We start from the raw sequence: 19,877 nt of genomic DNA on the forward strand, positions 1-19,877 counted from the left end.
CCGGTGTCGCGCGGGCGGCGGTGCGGGCGGGCGGTGAGGTGGGCGCCGGCGCGGGCGGCGGTGCAGTGGACGGTCACGGCGGGGGCTCCTCGGCGGGGTGCGGTCGTCGGGTCGTGCGGTCGTCGGGTCGTGCGGTCGTCGGGTCGTGCGGCATCGGGCGGTGCGGGCGTCGTGCAGTGCGGGCGTCGGGTCGTGCGGGTACGGACGGGCCCAGGCTGGGGGCCTTCCCCGCAGGGCGGCAACGGGTTTCCGGAGCGCCCGGAGCGGGTCGACAAGTTCACCTATCCGGGTGAGGCCGCCACTGCGGCGACGGGCCGGCCGGGCCGTTCGACGGCACCCGGTTGACGTGCGGGGACGGACCGTACGGCCCGAAAGGGGACGGACCGACTGGGCGGACCGGGTGGCGGCGCCCGGCCGCCGCGTTTGCGCCCTCCCGGACCGGCGCGCACCATCGGACCCTGACCGGGAGCGGACGACCGGACTCCCACGACGAGGGGCGGCCGGCATGACGACACAGGAAGCGGCGGCACCGGCCCCGGGCGCCGCCGCGCCCGCCGCGGGCCCGCCCCGGTACGGCCTGGTGCTGGGCGGCGGCGGGATGCTCGGCGCGGCCTGGACGGTCGGCGCGCTGTGCGCCGTCGAGGAGGCCACCGGTCGGCCGCCGGGCGGGGCCGATGTCCTGCTCGGCACCTCTGCCGGCGCGATCCTCGCCGCGATGCTGGCCGGTGGCGTCCGCCCCGAGCAGCTGCGCGACCACCAGCGCGGCGTGCCGGTCACCGAGGGACCGCTGGCCGGGACGGCCTTCGACTACGACACCGCCGTCGGCGGCGCCCTGCCGCCCCGCCCCCGGGCCGGGATCGGCTCGCCGGGCCTGCTGCGCGACGCCGTCCGGCACCCGAGCGAGTACCCGCTGCTGACCATGGTCTCGGCGATCGCCCCGCACGGCCGGGGCTCGCTGGCGCCGATCGGCGAGCTGGTGCGCGGCCTGCTCGGTGACGGCGGCCTCCCCGGCGACGGCGCACCGCTCGGCCCCGGCCCCGGCCGGACGGTGCCCGGCACCGGGGCCTCACCGTTGCGGGTGGTGGCCGTGGACTACCGCAGCGGCCACCGGGTGGTCTTCGGCGACCCGGGTGCCCCGGCCGTCCCGGTGCCCGACGCCGTGATGGCCTCCTGCGCGATCCCCGGCTGGTTCGCGCCGGTGCGGCTGGACGGCTCGGCGTACGTGGACGGCGGCTGCTGGTCCGCCACCAACGCCGACCTGATGCTCGGCCGGGGGCTGGACGAGGTGTACGTGCTCGCCCCGATGGCCCTGCGGCTGGACCGCCCGGCGGGCCGGGCCGGGCGGGAGGACGGCGCCGCCCCCGGGCGCGGCCGGGACACCGTGGCCGCCCTGCGGGAGTGGCGCGACCGGGACCGCCCGCGCGGCGTGCTGGCCCAGCTGGTGAGCCGCTACCGCCGCGCCGTCACCCGGCAGCTGCTGCGCGAGGCCGCCCTGCTGCGGGCCGAGGGCGTCCGGGTGCGGCTGCTCGCGCCGTCCCCGGCGGACCTCGCGGTGACGGGCCCGAACATGATGGACCCGGCCCGCCGGGGCGCCGTCCTGGAGAGCGCCCTGCGCACCAGCCGGGAGACGCTCGGCTGCCGGCTCGGCCCCGGCGGCGAGCGCCCGCCGGCGGACCGGAGGTGATCGGGGGCGGTCCGGCGGAGCTTATTCTTGGGGCGCTGGAGAATCTGTGCCGCTGGACGAACCCCGCTGGACGAACCGGAGAGTGCCCCCGATGCGCGTGTACGTGCCCACCACCCTGGCCGGCCTGGCGGCGGCGCACGAGGGCGGCGCCCTGGACCAGTCCGCCGCGTACGCGGTGACGCCCGCGCTGCGCGAGTGGTACGTCAGCGACGACCTGGAGGAGCTGGAGTACGCGGCGCTGAACCGGGCCGCGCAGTCCTCGCTGCGGCTGCTGGCCGCCGACCCGCAGGCCCCCTGCCGCCGCGTGGTGGTGGCCCTGGACGTGGCGGACGCCTCGGTCCGGCCGTTCCCCGGCGACGAGTACCAGGACCAGGCCTCGCTCGGCCGGGTGGTGCTGGCCGGCCCGGTGCGGCTGGCCAAGGCGGCCTCGGTGCACGCCGACGTGGCCGACGACGAGGTGGTCACGGACGTGGCCGCCGCGGTGGCGGCGGTGGCCGCGGCCGACGCCGGCGACCAGGACGCCCAGTTCACCGTGGACGGTGCCGAGGACCACGACCTGCTCTGGTACGCGACCCAGGAGATCCCCTCCCTGCTCGGGTGAGTTCCGTCCTACCGGCGTGTCGTCCGGCCGGGTTACCGTTTCACCCCGTGCGCACTCACATCGTTTGGGACTGGAACGGCACGCTCTTCCACGACATGGAGGCGGTGCTCGGGGCGAGCAACGCCGCCTTCGCGACCATCGGCATCGGGCCGATGAGCCTCCAGGAGTACCGCGAGCAGTACGAGATCCCGATCCCCCGCTTCTACCAGCGCCTGCTCGGCCGGATGCCCTCCACGGAGGAGTGGCTGAGGCTCGACGACGCGTTCCACGACCGCTACCGGGAGCTCAGTGCCGCCTGCGGGCTGACCGAGGGCGTGCGCGAGCTGATGGACGGCTGGCGGGAGGCCGGGAACAGCCAGTCGCTGCTGTCGATGTACGAGCACGACGCACTGGTGCCGCTGGTCGACACCTTCGGCCTGACCGGCGGCTTCCTGCGGGTGGACGGCCGCAGCGGACCGTCCGGCGGGCAGAAGGCGGAGCACCTGGCCCGGCACCTGACCGCGCTCGGCGAGCGGGTGGACCCGGCCCGTACGGTGCTGATCGGCGACGCCGCGGACGACGCCCTGGCGGCGCTGGGCGCGGGCGCCCACGCGGTGCTGTACACCGGTGGTTCGCACACCCGGGAGAAGCTGGAGCCGGTCGGCGTCCCGGTGGTGGACAGCCTGGCCGAGGCGGTCGAGCTGGCCGGCCGGATCGCCGGCTGACCCCCCGGGGGGAGGCTCCGGCGGCGGGCGGACGTGGCGGGCGCCACGTCCTTCGTCCGCGTGTCTGAACGGGCGGATCGCGCCCCGGCTGGTCAGGCTGGTGTCACACCCGACCAGCCGCCAGGACGGAGCCGCCATGCCCATCGACGCAGTCACCGAGGTGCCGGTGCCGGTCAACGAACCGGTGCGGACGTACGCGCCGGGCAGCCCGGAGCGGGAGCGGCTGGTGCGGCGGCTGGACGAGCTGGCGGCCGAGCAGGTGCCGCTGCCGATGACCATCGGCGGCGAGCAGCGCTTCGGCGGCGGCGAGCGGATCGAGGTCGTCCAGCCGCACCACCACGCCGCCAAGCTGGGCGTGCTCGGCAACGCCACCCGGGAGGACGCCCGGGCGGCGGTGGACGCGGCGCTGGCCGCCGGGCGGCAGTGGCGCTCGCTCTCCTTCGACGACCGCGCGGCGGTCTTCCTGCGCGCCGCCGACCTGCTCGCCGGCCCCTGGCGGGACACGCTCAACGCGGCCACGATGCTCGGCCAGTCCAAGACGGCGCAGCAGGCCGAGATCGACTCCGCCTGCGAGCTGATCGACTTCTGGCGGTTCAACGTCCACTTCGCCCGGCAGATCCTGGCCGACCAGCCGATCTCCTCGCCCGGCGTGTGGAACCGCACCGACCACCGCCCGCTGGAAGGTTTCGTCTACGCGGTCACCCCGTTCAACTTCACCGCGATCGCCGGCAACCTGCCCACCGCCCCCGCGCTGATGGGCAACACGGTGGTCTGGAAGCCCGCGCCGACCCAGACCCTGGCCGCGTACCACCTGATGCGGCTGCTGGAGGCGGCCGGCCTGCCGCCCGGGGTGGTCAACCTGGTGACCGGCGACGGGCTCCAGGTCTCCCCGGTGGCGCTGGCCGATCCGGCGCTCGCCGGGCTGCACTTCACCGGGTCGACCGCGACCTTCCGGCACCTGTGGCAGACCATCGGCGCCAACATCGGCGGCTACCGCACGTACCCGAGGATCGTCGGCGAGACCGGCGGCAAGGACTTCCTGCTGGCCCACCGCTCGGCCGACCCGGAGATCCTCAAGGCCGCGCTGATCCGCGGCGCCTTCGAGTACCAGGGCCAGAAGTGCTCGGCGCTCTCCCGCGCCTACCTGCCGCGCAGCCTCTGGCAGCGGATCAAGGACGACTTCCTGGCCGAGGTGGACGCGCTCGCGGTGGGCGACGTGACCGACCTGTCCAACTTCATGGGCGCCCTGATCGACCGGCGGGCCTTCGAGAAGAACCGGGACGCCATCGAGCGGGCGAAGGCCGATCCGACGGTCGAACTGGCGGCCGGCGGTCAGTACGACGACGCGATCGGCTGGTTCGTCCGGCCGACCGTGCTGGTCTCCTCCGACCACCGGGGCGAGATCTTCCGGAAGGAGTACTTCGGCCCGATCCTCGCCGTCCACGTCTACGAGGACTCCCGCTGGGACGACGTCCTCCGCCGGGTCGACGGCGGCGCCCCGTACGGCCTGACCGGCTCGGTGATCGCGCAGGATCGTTACGCCATCGCCCAGGCCGTCGAGGAGCTGCGCTTCGCCGCGGGGAACTTCTACATCAACGACAAGCCCACCGGCGCCGTCGTCGGCCAGCAGCCCTTCGGCGGCGGCCGGGCCTCCGGCACCAACGACAAGGCGGGCGCCGCGCAGAACCTGCTGCGCTGGACCTCGGCCCGGTCGATCAAGGAGACCTTCGTCCCGCCGACCCACCACGGACACCCGCACATGGGCTGAGAGTGAACACCGGGCTCCGGTTTGGACATGCTGTCCAGGACGGACCCGAGTTCCTGCGGGTTTGCGCCTACCTGTCCCTGTGCACCTTCGATTGATCCGGTTAGGCTGGCTGGCGTCGTCGGGTGGCTGCAGGACGAACGTGTCGTCCTACCCGCTGGGAGGGCGTTTCATGCGTGCCATGAGCCCCTTTCAGTCGGACGGTGCGGCAGGATTGCGGTGACCCGTCGGTGTACATCCACACACCACCGAGTCACGCAACGGCGCGCGACAGGAGCCAAGAAGTCATGCAGACCAAGCTGGACGCAGCCAAGGCCGAACTGCTCAAGAAGGCAGCCGCAGCCGCTGAGAACAGCCAGGTGGGGGGAGCGGCGCCGGGAGAGGGCCTGAGCAACGGCGCTCTGACCGCGTACCTGCACCACTACTACCTCCACACCGCGCCCGAGGACCTGCTCGACCGGGACCCGGTCGACGTGTACGGCGCGGCCGCCTCCCACTACCGCCTGGGCCTCAAGCGCCCCCAGGGCACCGCCGAGGTGCGGGTCCACACCCCCTCGGTCGAGGAGAACGGCTGGTCCTGCGGCCACACCGTGGTCGAGGTCGTCACCGACGACATGCCCTTCCTGGTCGACTCCGTCACCAACGAGCTGTCCCGCCAGGACCGCGCGATCCACATCGTGATCCACCCCCAGCTGCTCGTCCGCCGTGACATCACCGGCAAGCTGCTGGAGATCCTGGACGTGGACGCCTGCTCCCGCAGCCAGGCCGCCGGCACCGAGTGGCCCGCCGACGCGACCGTCGAGTCGTGGATGCACATCGAGATCGACCGCGAGACGGACCGCGAGGACCTGCGCACCATCGAGGCCGACCTGCGCCGCGTGCTCGGCGACGTCCGCGAGGTCGTCGAGGACTGGGGCAAGATGCGCGAGAGCGCGCTGCGCCTGGCCGACGAGCTCGCCGAGCAGCCCCCGGCCGGCCTGCCCGAGCAGGAGGTCGGCGAGGCCTGGGAGCTGATGCGCTGGCTCGCCGACGACCACTTCACCTTCCTCGGCTACCGCGAGTACGACCTGGTCGAGCACGAGGGCGAGGAGGTCCTCAGGGCCGTCGCCGGGACCGGCCTCGGCATCCTGCGCTCCGACCCGCACAGCCACGACGACGCCCACCACGCGGTCAGCGAGGCCTTCGGTCGGCTCTCCGCGCCGGTGCGCGCCAAGGCCCACGAGAAGAAGCTGCTCGTCCTGACCAAGGCCAACAGCCGTGCCACCGTGCACCGCCCGGCCTACCTGGACTACGTCGGCGTGAAGAAGTTCAACGCCGCCGGCGAGCCGATCGGCGAGCGCCGCTTCCTCGGCCTGTTCTCCTCCGCGGCCTACACCGAGTCGGTCACCCGCATCCCGGTCGTGCGCCGCAAGGTCCAGGCCGTCCTGGAGGAGTCCGGCTTCTCCAGCGAGAGCCACGACGGCCGCGACCTGCTCCAGATCATGGAGACCTTCCCGCGGGACGAGATCTTCCAGACCCCGGCCTCCGAGCTGCTCTCCATCGCGACGAGCGTGCTCTACCTCCAGGAGCGCCGCAAGCTGCGGCTCTTCCTGCGCCAGGACGAGTACGGGCGCTACTTCTCGGCCTTCATCTACCTGCCGCGCGACCGCTACACCACGCGCATCCGGCTGCTGATCACCGACATCCTCAAGGAGGAGCTGAACGGCGCCACCATCGACTACACGGTGTACGCCACCGAGTCGGTGCTGACCCGCCTGCACTTCGTGGTCCGGGTCGCCCCGGGCACCGAGCTGCCCCAGCTCACCGACACGGACATCGAGCGGATCGAGAACCGCCTGGCCGAGGCCGCCCGGTTCTGGATGGACGGCTTCCACGACCAGCTGCACGTCGAACTGGGCGAGGAGAAGGCCGCCGAGCTCGGCCACAAGTACGCCAACGCCTTCCCCGACGGCTACCGCGCCGACTTCCCGCCGCGCACCGCCGTCGCCGACATCAAGCAGATCGAGTCGCTGCACGGCGAGGGCGACTTCCGCCTGAACCTGTACCAGCCGGTCGGCGCCGGCGACGACGAGCGCCGCTTCAAGATCTACCGGGTCGGCGGCCCGATCTCGCTCACCGAGGTCCTGCCGGTGCTCCAGCGCCTGGGCGTCGAGGTGCTGGACGAGCACCCGTACGCGCTGCGCCGCTCCGACGGCACCACCGCGTGGGTCTACGACTTCGGCCTGAAGCTGCGCGAGGCCACCGAGCTCACCGACGAGGCCCGCGAGCGCTTCCAGGAGACCTTCGCCGCCACCTGGACCGGCCGGGCCGAGAACGACGGCTTCAACGAGCTGGTGCTGACCGCCGGGCTGACCTGGCGCCAGGCGATGATGCTGCGCGCGTACGCCAAGTACCTGCGCCAGGCGGGCTCCACGTTCTCCCAGGACTACATGGAGGACGCGCTCCGCAACAACACCCACACCACCCGGCTCCTGGTCAACCTGTTCGAGGCCCGGCTGAGCCCGAGCCACCGCTCGGGCGCCCTGGAGCTGACCGAGGGCATCCTGGAGGAGCTGTCCGGCGCCCTCGACGAGGTCGTCTCGCTGGACGAGGACCGCATCCTGCGCTCCTTCCTGAACCTCATCAAGGCCACCCTGCGGACCAACTTCTTCCAGCACGCGGCCTCCGGCGACTGGCACTCCTACGTGTCGATGAAGTTCGACCCGAAGGCCATCCCGGACCTGCCGGCCCCGCGCCCGGCGTTCGAGATCTGGGTCTACTCGCCCCAGGTCGAGGGCGTCCACCTGCGCTTCGGCAAGGTCGCCCGCGGCGGCCTGCGCTGGTCCGACCGGCGCGAGGACTTCCGCACCGAGATCCTGGGCCTGGTCAAGGCGCAGATGGTCAAGAACACCGTCATCGTCCCGGTCGGCGCCAAGGGCGGCTTCGTCGCCAAGCAGCTGCCGGACCCGGCGGTCGACCGCGACGCCTGGCTGGCCGAGGGCGTCTCCTCGTACAAGACCTTCATCTCGGCGCTGCTCGACATCACCGACAACCTGGTCGGCGGCGAGGTCGTGCACCCGGCCGACGTGGTCCGCCACGACGAGGACGACACCTACCTGGTCGTCGCCGCCGACAAGGGCACCGCGACCTTCTCGGACATCGCCAACGGCGTCGCCGAGTCCTACGGCTTCTGGCTGGGCGACGCGTTCGCCTCCGGCGGCTCGGCCGGCTACGACCACAAGGGCATGGGCATCACGGCCCGCGGCGCCTGGGAGTCGGTCAAGCGCAACTTCCGCGAGCTGGGCCACGACACCCAGACCGAGGACTTCACCGTCGTCGGCATCGGCGACATGTCCGGTGACGTCTTCGGCAACGGCATGCTGCTCAGCGAGCACATCCGCCTGGTCGCCGCCTTCGACCACCGCCACATCTTCCTCGACCCGAACCCGGACGCGGCCGTCTCGTACGCCGAGCGCCGCCGCCTGTTCGAGCTGCCGCGCAGCTCCTGGGACGACTACGACCGGTCGCTGATCTCGGCCGGCGGCGGGGTCTTCCCGCGCAGCGCCAAGTCCATCCAGCTGACCCCGCAGGTCCGGGCGGCGCTGGGCGTCGAGGCGACCAAGCTGACCCCGGCCGAGCTGATGCGGGCCGTCCTCCAGGCCCCGGTCGACCTGTTCTGGAACGGCGGCATCGGCACCTACGTCAAGGCCTCCTCCGAGACCAACGCCGAGGTCGGCGACAAGTCCAACGACGCCATCCGCGTCAACGGCGAGCAGGTCCGGGCCCGGGTCATCGGCGAGGGCGGCAACCTGGGCTGCACCCAGCTCGGCCGCATCGAGTACGCGGCCACCGGCGGCCCGGAGGGCGTCGGCGGCTGGATCGACACCGACGCGATCGACAACTCCGCCGGTGTGGACACCTCGGACCACGAGGTCAACATCAAGATCCTGCTCAACCAGGTCGTCGCCGAGGGCGACATGACGGTCAAGCAGCGCAACGCCCTGCTGGCCGAGATGACCGACGAGGTCGGGCACCTGGTGCTGCGCAACAACTACGCGCAGAACGTGGTGCTGGCCAACGCCGTCGCCCAGGCGCACAGCATGGTCAACGTGCACGCCCGGATGATCAGCCGCTTCGAGTCGGCCGGTCAGCTGGACCGGGGGCTGGAGTTCCTGCCCGCCGAGCGCCAGATCCGTGAGCGCCAGCAGAACGGCCGCGGCCTCTCGCAGCCCGAGCTGTCCGTCCTGCTCGCCTACACCAAGATCATCCTGGCCGAGGAGCTGCTCGCCACCGAGCTGCCGGACGACCCGTTCTTCCGCGCCTCGCTGCACGAGTACTTCCCGAGCGCGCTGCGGGCGAAGTTCGCCGACGCGATCGACAACCACGCGCTGCGCCGCGAGATCATCACCACGCTGATCGTCAACGACACGATCAACCGCGGTGGCTGCACCTTCGCCTTCCGCCTGAAGGAGGAGACCGGCGCGACCTACGAGGAGATCGCCCGGACGCACACCGCCGCGCGGGCCGTCTTCGACCTGGAGCCGATCTGGGCCGAGATCGAGGACCTGGACAACAAGGTCCCGGCCCGGGTGCAGACCAAGATGCGCCTGCACTCGCGGCGCCTGGTCGAGCGCGCCACCCGGTGGATGCTCAACAACCGCCGCCAGCCGCTCGACATCGCCGGCACCATCGAGTTCTTCCACGACCGGGTCAACCAGGTCTGGGCCTCGCTGCCCAAGCCGCTGCGCGGCGAGGACCTGGCCTGGTTCGAGTCGGTGTACGGCGAGCTGGCCGCGGCCGGGGTGCCGGAGGAGCTGGCCACCCGGATCGCCGGCCTCTCCTCGGTCTTCCCGACCCTGGACATCGCCGAGGTCGCGGACCGCTCCGGCAAGGACGTCGCCGAGGTCGCCGACCTCTACTACGACCTGGGCGACCGGCTCCAGATCTCGCACCTGCTCGACCGCATCATCGAGCTGCCCCGCACCGACCGCTGGTCGTCGATGGCCCGGGCCGCGATCCGCGAGGACCTCTTCGCGGCGCACGCGGCGCTGACCGCCGACATCCTGGCCTGCGGCCCCGAGGCCGCCACCCCGGAGGAGCGGTACAACGCCTGGGCCGAGCTCAACTCGACCCTGCTGAACCGCGCCCGCACCACCCTCGACGACATAAGGGGTTCGGACAACTACGAGCTGTCCAGCCTCTCGGTCGCGATGCGCGTCATCCGCACCCTGCTGCGCACCGGTTCGATGCGCTGACGGACGGCTACGACGAAGGGGCCCGCGTCCACGGACGCGGGCCCCTTCCGCGTTTCCGGCGCCCGCCGCCGCCCGGTCCCCGCCGCCGCCCGGTCCCCGCGGCCGTTCTCCGGGAGGCCGCGAAATTCCGGAGCGTGACGGCGGAACCACTCTGCGCGTGAACCGGGAAGTGCGCGGGATGTGTCCCTGCGGTTAACGCGGCATCACAAACTCCGCCATTTGGCACCAGAGTTCCCGACAGGTCGTGGAATTTCGCCCCAACTGCCCTTTTTGGCATCTGTTCTGACATGGCATGAGTTGCAGTAGGCTGACTCCGCGATAGGCGTCGCCGCAGGTCTCGTGCCGGAAAGCACCTCGATGTGAGTGTCATCGGGTGCCTTTCGGAGGAGCTCCAGGCCGCCAGTCCCATTCGCGCTTCGGAGCCCGGACCGGCTCCACGCGATGCCACCTGAAGAGAGTTTCATGACGTCATTTGTGCAGGAACCCTTTTTCTGGGTCTTCATCGTGGTGATGCTCGCAGCCGTCGGAGCGGCCCTCCAAGCCCGCAGGACGAACCTCGCCCTGCGGCGGCGCAACGCCTCCCTGGAGGAGGAGAGCGCCCAGGCGCAGAGACAGCGCGACGAGTTCGCCGTGCTGCACGACCGGCTGCGGGGCCAGCACGCCTCCGAGCTGACGGCCGTCCGCCGGGACGCCGAGGAGGACACCAAGGCCGTCCTCAAGGCGGCGATGCGGACCCTGCAGGGCTTGGCCGACGAGCAGCAGATCGTCATCGACAAGGTGCAGCGGAAGTACGGCGACAGCCCGCAGATCCTCGCCGACCTGATGACGATCGACCACACGAACAGCCAGTTCGGCCGGCGTGCCCAGGGCATCGCGGTGCTCTGCGGCGGCTGGCTGGGCCGCCGCGAGAGCGTCGCCTCGGTCTTCGACGTGGTCCGCAGCGCCCAGGGCCGGATCAGGCACTTCGACCGGGTGCGGATCCACTCCCGGGTCAGCGTCTCGCTCGCCAGCAAGGTCGTCGAGCCGGTCGCCGTCGTCCTGTCCGAGCTGCTCGCCAACGCGACCAACTACTCCGCCCCCGACACCCCCGTCGAGGTCAGCGTCCAGGCCGTCCCCACCGGCGTCTGCCTGATCATCGACGACGCCGGCCTCGGCATGGGCCAGGAGGAGAAGGACCGCGCGTCGCTGCTCCTGAACCCGGGCGCGCCGATCAGCCTCACCAGCCTGGGCAACCCCCCGAAGTTCGGCTTCGCCGTCTCCGGCATGCTGGCCGCGCGCTACGGCTTCCGGGTCTCCGTCGACTCCGTCTCCCCGTACGGGGGCGTGCGGGCCGTGGTGCTGCTGCCGGCCGAGCTGCTCAGCAGCGAGGTCGCGGCCCCGCCCGTCGCCGAGCACAACGGCTACCCCGACTACCAGGCCGCGCCGGCGGAGCAGCCCGCGCAGCCCTGGACGCCGGCCGCCGGCCAGCGGCTCGTGTCGCTGTCCGAGCCGACGGCGCCGCTGGTCCCCGTGCCCGGCCCGCCCGTCGCGGTGGCCGGGACGGAGACGACCGCGGACGGGCTGCTGCCCAGGCGCCGCCGCCAGCGCCCGGTGTCGGTCGTCCCCGCTCCGCAGGACCACGGCCGGGCCGAGGAGCCGCTGCGCGGCACCGGCCAGCACACGCCGTCCCGCCTCGGCGCGTTCCAGCGCGGCACGCTGTCCGGGCGCAACACCATGAACACGGAAGGAACCGAGATCCAGTGAGCCGCGATCTTTCCTGGGTGCTCAACGACGTACTCCAGGTCCCCGGCGCCCGGCACGCTATCCTCGTCTCCGCCGACGGCCTCCTGCTCGAAAGGTCCAGCGGGATAGGCCGCGACGAGGCGGAGACCAACGCCGCCGCGATGAGCTCGATGCAGTCGCTGAGCCGCGCGGTCGCCCCGTTCGTCGGCGGAGGCGGCGGAGGCGGCGGGGTCTGGCGCCAGACCCTCCTGGAGTACGACCACGGCTGGATCTTCCTCATCGCCGCCGGCAGCGGCGCGTACCTGGCCGCCTCCACCGCCCCCGACGTCGACATGGAGGCGATGTCCTTCCGGATGCAGCAGCAGGTCGGCGCACTCGGGCGGGCGATGTCGGCGGCGCCGCGCCAGAGCACGCTCAGCGGCTCATGACGGGCGGCGAGGAACAGCGGGTCAGCGGCGGCTTCATCCGCTCCTACGTCATCACCGGCGGGCGCGAATTACCGGATGCGGACGACCTGTCTCTGATCACCCTGGTCACCGTCGCGCCCGAGCAGCACCTCCCCGGCCTGCCGAGCCCGGAGACCCGCGCGATCTGGGAGCTGTGCTCCGGCGGCTACCTCTCGGTGGCCGAGGTGTCGGCCCGGCTGGAGCTGCCGGTCGGAGTCGTGAGGCTGCTGCTGACGGACCTGATCCGTGAGGGGCGGCTGCTGCGGCGGTCCGCTCCGCCGCCGGCCCAGGCTCCGGACCCGAGACTTCTAGAGAAGGTACTGCATGGACTTCAACGCCGGTTCGCCTGAGGACATCTACGTCCCGGGCGCGGTGACGACCGCCGTCAAGATCCTGGTCGTCGGGCACTTCGCGGTCGGCAAGACGACGCTCATCGGGGCCCTGTCGGAGATCGCCCCGCTGAGCACCGAGGAGAGCATGACGCAGGCGTCCGTCCGCGTCGACGACCTCCGCGGCGCACCGGACAAGAAGACCACGACCGTCGCCCTGGACTTCGGCCGGCTGACGCTCGGCGACGACCTGGTGCTGTACCTGTTCGGCACGCCGGGCCAGCAGCGGTTCATGCAGCTCTGGGAGGACATGGCGAGGGGCGCGCTGGGAGCGCTGCTGCTGGCCGACCCGACCCGCCTCGCGGACACCTTCCCCGTCATCGACCTGATCGAGCAGTACGGCCTGGAGTACGCGGTGGCGGTCAACAGCTTCGACCGGCAGAGTGACTACACCGAGGACCAGCTGCGCGAGGCGCTCGACCTGCTGCCGCACACCCCGGTGGTGTTCTGCGACGCGCGGGACCAGCGCTCCTCGGCCAACGCCCTGCTGACGCTCGTCCGGCACCTGCTCGACCGCGCCTCCTGACTTCCCCCACGCCTTCCTCCCCTCACGTCTCCCCGGTCCCCGCCCGGGGGCCACCTCCAAGGAACGACCCATGGAATCTCTGCAGCGCCCCGTCCCGCAGTCGCCTCCGCCGGGCTGCCCGATGCACGCCGGCGTGAGCACACCGCTCTACGGGGAGATGTTCTCGGCCGACCCCGGCGCGGTGTACGACAAGCTGCGCGCCAACGGTCCCGCCGCACCGGTGGAGTTGGCGCCGGGGGTGGACGCCACCCTGGTCACCTCGCACGAGGCGGCGCTGCGGGTGCTGCAGAACCCGGGGATGTTCGCCCGGGACTCGCGGCGCTGGGCGGCGCTGAACGAGGGCCGGGTGCCGATGGACAGCCCCGTCCTGCCGATGATGTTCTACCGCCCCAACTGCCTCTTCACCGACGGCGCCGAGCACCTGCGGCTGCGCAAGGCCGTCACCGAGAGCCTGGAACGGCTCAACGACAACCGGCTCAACCGGCACGTCGAGCGGATCGCCGGCTACCTGATCGACCAGTTCAGCGCGCTCGGTCGGGCCGACCTGCTGAACGACTACGCCAAGCTGCTGCCGTTGCTGCTGTTCAACCAGCTGTTCGGCTGCCCGGCCGACATCGGCGACCGGCTGACCCGCAGCATGTCCGCGCTCTTCGACGGCCTCGACGTGATCCAGGCCAACGAGGAGCTGACCTCCTGCCTGATGGACCTCGTCGCGCTCAAGCGCCGCCAGCCGGGCGACGACATCACCTCCTGGCTCATCCAGCACCCGGCCGGCCTGCGGGACGAGGAGCTCAAGGACCAGCTGGTCATGCTGATGGGCGCCGGCGTCGAGCCCGAGCGCAACCTCATCGGCAACGCGCTGCTCCTGCTGCTGTCCGGCGAGGGCGGCTCCGGGCTGCGCATCGAGGACGCCCTCGACGACGTGCTGTGGAACAACCCGCCGATCGCCAACTACGCGACGCACTACCCGATGCAGGACCTCAACCTGGGCGGCGTCCCGATGGACGCCGGCAGCCCGGTGGTGATCAGCTTCGCCGCCGCCAACACCGACCCGGCGCTGACCGACGCCCGACTGACCCTCAGCAAGGGGGCCCACCTGGCCTGGGGCGCCGGCCCGCACGCCTGCCCGGCCAAGTCCCCGGCCCAGCTGATCGCCCTGAGCGCCATCGAGTGCCTGCTCAACGCGCTCCCGGACGTCACGCTCGCGGTGCCCGCGGAGAGCGTGGAGTGGCGGCCGGGCCCGTTCCAGCGCGGCCTGGTCTCGCTCCCGGTGCGGTTCAGCCCGGTGGCCGCCCGCACCGCGGCGCCGGTCGTGGACGCCGCCCCGGCTCCGTCGCACGGCGGCGCCGAGCAGCAGGCGCAGGCGTACCCGCAGGCCGCCGCCGGCGGGCCCGCCCGGGCTCCGCAGAAGAAGGGCTGGTGGAGCTCCTTCCTGGACGTCTTCCGGCTCTGAGGCGCCCCGGGGCCCGCCCGGCCCCGGGTTCCGATGGCCGCCCGGCCCCGTTCCCCCCCGGGGAGCGGGGCCGCGGACCGTCGCGCCCCGGTTCCGGGAGCACGGGCCGTCGCGCCGTCAAGAGTCCTTCGGCCGACGCGAGGTGAATGGTGTGCGACACGCGTTCATTACGTGACGGGGGCAACACGGATCGATGCTTGAGCGCGCTGGTGCTGGGTAGTACGCCGCCGTACTGCCCGCCCGCGCGTTGAAGGAGCCCCGTGTGACCGCCATGTTGGAAGCCCGCCCCGCGGATCCGGAGCGTCCTGACGGAAGGGCCGACCGCCGGGCCGCCGTCCCGCTGCTGCGCAGGCTCCGGTCGGCCGAGGGGCTCGCCGACCCGAGCCCCGTCTACGACGAGCTGCGGGCCATGGGCGACCTCGTCCCGGCACCCTGGGGCGGGTACCTGGTCACCGGTTACGAGGCGTGCGACCAGGTCCTGCGCGGCAGGACCTGGCTCGTCCCCGACTTCGCCTGGCAGGAACGGCAGAGCGGCACGGAGCGCTGGGAGGCCGTCGCCACCCAGGAGATGAGCCGCACCCTCTCCCGGCTCAACGCCCCCGAGCACACCCGGCAGCGGCGCAGCCTCGGCAGCCTCTTCGACCGGAACACCCTGCGCGACATGGTGCCGGAGATCGAGGCCGACGCCGCCGGGCTGCTGGACCGCCTGGCCGAGCGAATACGGACGGACGGCGAGGCGGACTTCGCCTCCGTGGTCGCCGAGCAGCTGCCGATCGGCACCATCGGGCGCTGGCTCGGCATCGCGCCGGAGGACTACCCGCACATCCTGTCGATGACCCACAACCAGGTGCACGCCCAGGAACTCCTGCCCACCAAGAGCCAGCTCGCCGTCTCCGAGCAGGCCACCATGGAACTGCGCGAGTACTTCACCCGCCTCGTCCGGGAACGCCGCGACAACGACGGCGACGACGTGATCGCCGGCTGGATCCGCACCTGGGACGCGCTGGAGTCCGACCGCGAGGCCACCGACCGGATGGTCTACCAGCTCACCATGTTCGTCACCATCGCCTCGCTGGAGACCACGGCGACGCTGCTCTCCTCGCTGGTGTGGCAGCTGCTGCGGACGCCCGGCCGGTGGGACTGGCTGCGGGAGCACCCGGAGCACATCGACGAGGCGATCGACGAGGCACTGCGCTACGACCCGCCGATCCGCGTCAACAGCCGCGTCGCCGGCGAGGACACCGAGCTGGCCGGGGTGTTCCTGCCCAAGGACACCATGGTCCACGTGATGTACGGCGCGGCCAACCGCGATCCGCGCCGCAACCCGGACCCGCACACCTTCGACCCGCTCCGCCGGGGCACCCACCTCACCTTCGGCGGCGGCGCCCACTACTGCCTCGGCGCGGGCCTGGCCCGGCTGGAGGCGCGCGCCCTGCTAGGCCGGCTGCTGGAAGGCTTCCCCACCCTGCGGGCGGTGAGCCCGCCGGAGCACGCGCCCCGGATGGTCTTCCACCGGGTGACGTCCCTGAAGGTGGCCGCGTGAACCTCCCCCCGCAGGCCCCCCAGTACCCGCCGTACGCGATGCAGCCGCCGCCGTACGCGCCGTACCCGCCGGCACCGGCCGGCTGGTACCCCCAGGCCCCGCAGCCGGGGACGGCATCCGGTGCGGCGCCCGAGCCGGTGCCCGGCCACGCCCCGGTCGCCACCCCCGCCGCCCCCGTCCCCGTCCGTACGGTCCGTGCCGAGCTCCGGGGAGCCGTGCTCCACGTCGAGCTGGACAGCCCGGACACCGGGAACGCCGTGACCTCGGCCATGCTGGACGAACTCCTCGTCCTCCTCGCCGTCCCCGACCCGGCGGTGCGGGTGATCGTGCTGTCCGCGGCCGGCCGGGACTTCTGCCTCGGCGGCGACCGCGACGAACTCTTCGCGGGCCTGGACGAGGACCCGACCGGCGGCCGGATACGGAGCTACGGGGACAAGGCCCGCCGGGTCTGCGACGCCCTCACCAACAACCCCGCCGTCACCATCGCCCGGGTCCAGGGCCGGGCGACCGGCGCCGGCTTCGCCCTGGCGCTCGCCTGCGACCTGCGGGCCGGCGCCGACAACGCCGTCTTCCGGCTGCCCGAACTGGCCCTGGGGCTGCCCGTCGCCTGGGGCGGCCTGCTGCCCCGGCTGCTCCACGAGGTCGGCGCGGCCCGGGTCCGCGAGATCATCCTCACCGGCCGCCCGGTCGGCGCGGTGGAGGCGCGGGAGCTCGCCATCCTGCAACGCGTCGTCCCGGAGCAGGAGCTGGACGGGATCGTGGACGAGCTGGCCCGGCCGATCACCCGCCGCTCCGAGGCCGCCCTGCGGGTCACCAAGACGCTGCTCGCCTCCCACGCGTCCGCCACCAGGCTGGCCGACGCCGCGGTGCTCGACTCCGAGCTGATGGCCTCGGTCATCGCCGCCGCCCACTACACCCGCGGCCTCGCCGACCGGCCCCCGGCCGGCTGACCGGCCGGCCCACCGGGCGGCGTACGCGGCTTCCGTGCGAAGGGGAGGGGTCCGGGCGCGGGCCCCTCCGGCAATCGGTAACCGGTTGTGAATACCACCCCGATGTTCGCTACTGTGTGCAATCGAACAAGGGGAGTGATCACGGTGGGGAAGACGCGCAACACCCGTGCGGCGACAGCGGTTCTGACGGTTGCTCTGGTCGTGGCCGGTGCGGCGGCCTGCGAGGGGGACAAGGGCGGTGCCGCCGCGGCGAGCACGCCGCCGCAGCCCTTCGGCGCCGGCGGCTACCGCGGACTGCAGCTGTCGATGACCAAGGACGAGGCGCTCGCCTCCGGGGCGCTGGAGGCGGCGCCGGTCTCGGTGCTCAACGGCTGCACCGACTACGTGTACAAGGGCGGCCCGGCGCCGGACCCGGTCCGGATGGCCACCGAGAAGGAGGCCCACGAGAAGGCCACCAAGGCGATGGCCAGGATGGACGAGATCAAGGCCAACCGGAAGCAGGTCCCGCCGCTGAAGCCCGGGGCGTCGGTGAAGGAGCTGCAGGAGTACAACAACCGCCTCCAGGAACTGATCGCGCAGGACGCCGTCGACCAGCGGGAGATCGCCGCGCTCGACAAGGACCTGGAGCTCGGCGCGCCCGCCCGCAAGGCCCGGGACCAGGCCTTCCTCGCCACCGGCCGGGTCAACTTCGGCACCACGGGCCTGCGCCAGGTGGTCGCCCCGGCGGACGCCCGTACCGCCGAGGGCGTCGGCGCCGGCTCGACCGAGGAGGAACTCAAGCAGGCCTACGCGGGCAAGGACCTCAAGCCGGCCGGGGACGGCAAGTTCGAGCTCCCGGCCGAGAGCGGCAACGGCGGGCCGGACTGGTTCTACGAGTTCACCATGGCGGAGGGCAAGGTCGCCGCCCTCGCCCTGGTCAAGCACAACACCTACTGCTCCTGAGCGGACGGCCGCGAGCGGACCGGCGCAGGCCCCGACGAACCACCGGGTTCGGCGGGGCCTGCGCCGTACCCGGCGGGAACCCGGCAGCCCGTGCGGACAGGTGGGGGACGTGGAACTGTCACAGCGAGCACGATTGAGGAGCGGGGACAAGTGGGCGTTCGGGGAGCTGTTCGATGAGACGGCGGACGACCTGTACCGGTACGCGGCACGGGTGCTGGGGGAGCGGGCGGCCGCCGAGGACGTCGTCCAGCTGACGTTCCTCGAAGCCTGGCGCCTGCGCGGCACGCTGCGGGAGGACGACGGGCCGGTGCGGCCCTGGCTGTTCGGGATCGCCGCCCACGTACTGCGCAACACGACCCGGGCCGCCCGGCGGCACCGGGCGGCGATGGCGCGGGTACCCGACCGCGGCGTCCTGCCGGACTTCGCCGAGGAGTTGGTCGGGCGGCTCGACGACGACGCCCGGCTCGCCGCCGTCCGGCGGGCGCTGTCCGGGCTGCGGAAGGCCGAGCGCGAGGTGTTCGGACTCTGCGTCCTGGCGGGCCTGGACTACGAGAGCGCGGCCGAGGCACTCGGGGTGCCGATCGGCACGGTGCGTTCCCGGCTCTCGCGAGCCCGTACCAAGTTGCGCGCGCTGGCGGACGAGGAGCTCCGGGGCGGGCGGGAACTCCCGTCGGGCACCGGACAGGTACGGGGTGGCCGCAGCGGAGCGGCCAGGTCGACGACCCAGGGGAGGACCCGATGAACCCGATGAACGAGGACGAACTCCTGCCGACGCCCGAGGAGCCGGGGCTCTCCGCCGACCGCCGGCGGCAGCTGCGGGGGCACCTGATGAGCGAGTTCGCGCGCGGGCCGGTGGCCGCGCCCCGGCGGATCCGGCTCGGCTGGGTGGCCCTGCCCGCCCTGGCGGGCGGCCTGGCGCTGTCCCTGGTCCTGGTCGGCGGCGGGCAGCCGAGTCCGTCCACCGAGTCCAGCGGACCGGTCGCGGCCGTCGTCCTGAACCGCGCGGCGGCGGCCGCCGAGCAGCAGCCCGCCCCGGCGGCTCGCGGGGACCAGTTCATCTATGTGAAGAGCCTGGAGACGTGGAAGGAGGCAGGCGGCGAGGTGTCGCGGACCCGGGAGGACTGGCTGTCCGTCGATGGCAGCAAGCGGGGACTGCTGCTCATCGACGGGCACCTGCCGAACCCCGGAGGAAGCGACGAGCACGGTGAGGCCGAACCCGTGCCGTACGACGGGAGGATCGGCAGCTACGCCTACGTCGCCGCCCTGCCGACCGACCCGGACGCGCTGCTGGCCAAGATCCACGCGGACACCGCAGGCCACGGGTCCAGCCCCGAAGCGGAGGCGTTCGAGACCGTCGGCGAGCTCCTGATGTTGCAGATCGCCCCGCCCGCCGTCAGCGCCGCGCTCTACCGGGCGGCCGCGAAGATCCCCGGCGTCACGGTGATCGACTCGGTGACCGACGGGGCCGGCCGCCCCGGCGTCGCCGTCGCGCGCCGGGACATCGGCGGGAGGTCCGAGGCCCAGTGGATCTTTGACCGCACTGACTACACCTTCCTCGGCGAGCGCACTGTCGCCCTCACCGGCGGCGCGACCTTCAGGAAGGGCGACACCACCGGCCAGATGGCCGTCCTCGCCCGCGCCGTCGTCGACACGGCAGGCACCCGCCCGTAACCCGGCGGCGCCGGCTGCCCTCCTCCAGGACTGGCGTGCGAGCGACGGCGGCCGAGCACCGTGCAATCTGCCCGGTGCCGCTTCGGCTCAGCAGGAGCGGCAACGGGGGGCTTCCCGCACGAGAAGTCGGCCCGGCCGACTTCCCACGCCTCGCTCACCGCGCACGTGCTGAGCGTTCCCGCCTCAGCCGCCGAGCGCCGTGGCGAGGGGCCCGGGGGCGCGCGCGGGGGCGGCGGGGCGGGGGGCG

The 19,877-nt window shown here is 72.9% G+C and carries 15 protein-coding genes; all 15 read left to right on the forward strand.

Going from position 1 to position 19,877, the window contains the following annotated elements; genetic code table 11:
* The first annotated feature begins 505 nt into the window (after nt 1-505).
* The 15 genes from AB0E96_RS22855 to AB0E96_RS22925 all read left to right on the forward strand — a co-directional run bounded on the left by AB0E96_RS22855 (nt 506) and on the right by AB0E96_RS22925 (nt 19,630).
* On the forward strand, nt 506-1,684 hold the full coding sequence (locus AB0E96_RS22855) for a patatin-like phospholipase family protein (RefSeq protein WP_359826617.1): 1,179 nt from the start codon (nt 506-508) through the stop codon (nt 1,682-1,684).
* A gap of 91 nt (nt 1,685-1,775) precedes the next feature.
* Nucleotides 1,776-2,285 (forward strand): hypothetical protein, encoded by a 510-nt coding sequence (locus tag AB0E96_RS22860; protein ID WP_359826620.1) that lies wholly within the window; start codon nt 1,776-1,778, stop codon nt 2,283-2,285.
* 47 nt (nt 2,286-2,332) lie between these two features.
* The gene (locus AB0E96_RS22865; RefSeq protein WP_359826622.1) at nt 2,333-2,989 is read left to right on the forward strand and encodes an HAD hydrolase-like protein; all 657 of its coding nucleotides are present in this window, start codon (nt 2,333-2,335) and stop codon (nt 2,987-2,989) included.
* Between the two features lie 142 nt (nt 2,990-3,131).
* Entirely contained in the window at nt 3,132-4,757 is a 1,626-nt protein-coding gene (pruA, locus tag AB0E96_RS22870) for an L-glutamate gamma-semialdehyde dehydrogenase (RefSeq protein ID WP_359826648.1), read from the forward strand.
* Between the two features lie 284 nt (nt 4,758-5,041).
* The gene (locus AB0E96_RS22875) at nt 5,042-9,988 is read left to right on the forward strand and encodes an NAD-glutamate dehydrogenase (RefSeq protein ID WP_359826624.1); all 4,947 of its coding nucleotides are present in this window, start codon (nt 5,042-5,044) and stop codon (nt 9,986-9,988) included.
* A 462-nt stretch (nt 9,989-10,450) separates the two neighbouring features.
* Nucleotides 10,451-11,731, forward strand: a complete 1,281-nt coding sequence (locus AB0E96_RS22880; RefSeq protein ID WP_359826627.1) for an ATP-binding protein — start codon at nt 10,451-10,453, stop codon at nt 11,729-11,731.
* Nucleotides 11,728-12,138: a roadblock/LC7 domain-containing protein gene (locus AB0E96_RS22885; protein WP_359826630.1), complete on the forward strand. Its 411-nt coding sequence runs from the start codon at nt 11,728-11,730 to the stop codon at nt 12,136-12,138. The genes AB0E96_RS22880 and AB0E96_RS22885 overlap by 4 nt, the downstream gene beginning before the upstream one ends.
* Nucleotides 12,135-12,506, forward strand: coding sequence for a DUF742 domain-containing protein (locus tag AB0E96_RS22890; protein ID WP_359826632.1), 372 nt, complete (start codon nt 12,135-12,137; stop codon nt 12,504-12,506). Before AB0E96_RS22885 ends, AB0E96_RS22890 begins: the two co-directional genes overlap by 4 nt.
* Nucleotides 12,481-13,071 carry an ATP/GTP-binding protein gene (locus AB0E96_RS22895; RefSeq protein ID WP_359826635.1) on the forward strand — a complete coding sequence of 197 codons (591 nt, stop codon included), beginning with the start codon at nt 12,481-12,483 and terminating at the stop codon, nt 13,069-13,071. The genes AB0E96_RS22890 and AB0E96_RS22895 overlap by 26 nt, the downstream gene beginning before the upstream one ends.
* Before the next feature lie 121 nt (nt 13,072-13,192).
* The gene (locus AB0E96_RS22900; RefSeq protein ID WP_359826651.1) at nt 13,193-14,524 is read left to right on the forward strand and encodes a cytochrome P450; all 1,332 of its coding nucleotides are present in this window, start codon (nt 13,193-13,195) and stop codon (nt 14,522-14,524) included.
* A gap of 409 nt (nt 14,525-14,933) precedes the next feature.
* Entirely contained in the window at nt 14,934-16,067 is a 1,134-nt protein-coding gene (locus AB0E96_RS22905; protein WP_359826653.1) for a cytochrome P450, read from the forward strand.
* Nucleotides 16,064-17,017, forward strand: a complete 954-nt coding sequence (locus AB0E96_RS22910; RefSeq protein ID WP_359826637.1) for an enoyl-CoA hydratase/isomerase family protein — start codon at nt 16,064-16,066, stop codon at nt 17,015-17,017. The genes AB0E96_RS22905 and AB0E96_RS22910 overlap by 4 nt, the downstream gene beginning before the upstream one ends.
* Before the next feature lie 144 nt (nt 17,018-17,161).
* Entirely contained in the window at nt 17,162-17,959 is a 798-nt protein-coding gene (locus AB0E96_RS22915) for a hypothetical protein (RefSeq protein ID WP_359826640.1), read from the forward strand.
* Between the two features lie 109 nt (nt 17,960-18,068).
* The gene (locus tag AB0E96_RS22920; protein ID WP_359826643.1) at nt 18,069-18,701 is read left to right on the forward strand and encodes an RNA polymerase sigma factor; all 633 of its coding nucleotides are present in this window, start codon (nt 18,069-18,071) and stop codon (nt 18,699-18,701) included.
* A complete protein-coding gene (locus tag AB0E96_RS22925) occupies nt 18,698-19,630 on the forward strand; it encodes a CU044_5270 family protein (protein WP_359826645.1) in 933 nt (310 codons plus the stop codon). Before AB0E96_RS22920 ends, AB0E96_RS22925 begins: the two co-directional genes overlap by 4 nt.
* Nucleotides 19,631-19,877 lie beyond the last annotated feature (247 nt).

This window comes from Kitasatospora sp. NPDC036755 (genome assembly GCF_040636595.1).
In the GTDB taxonomy this organism is placed as follows: Bacteria; Actinomycetota; Actinomycetes; order Streptomycetales; family Streptomycetaceae; genus Kitasatospora.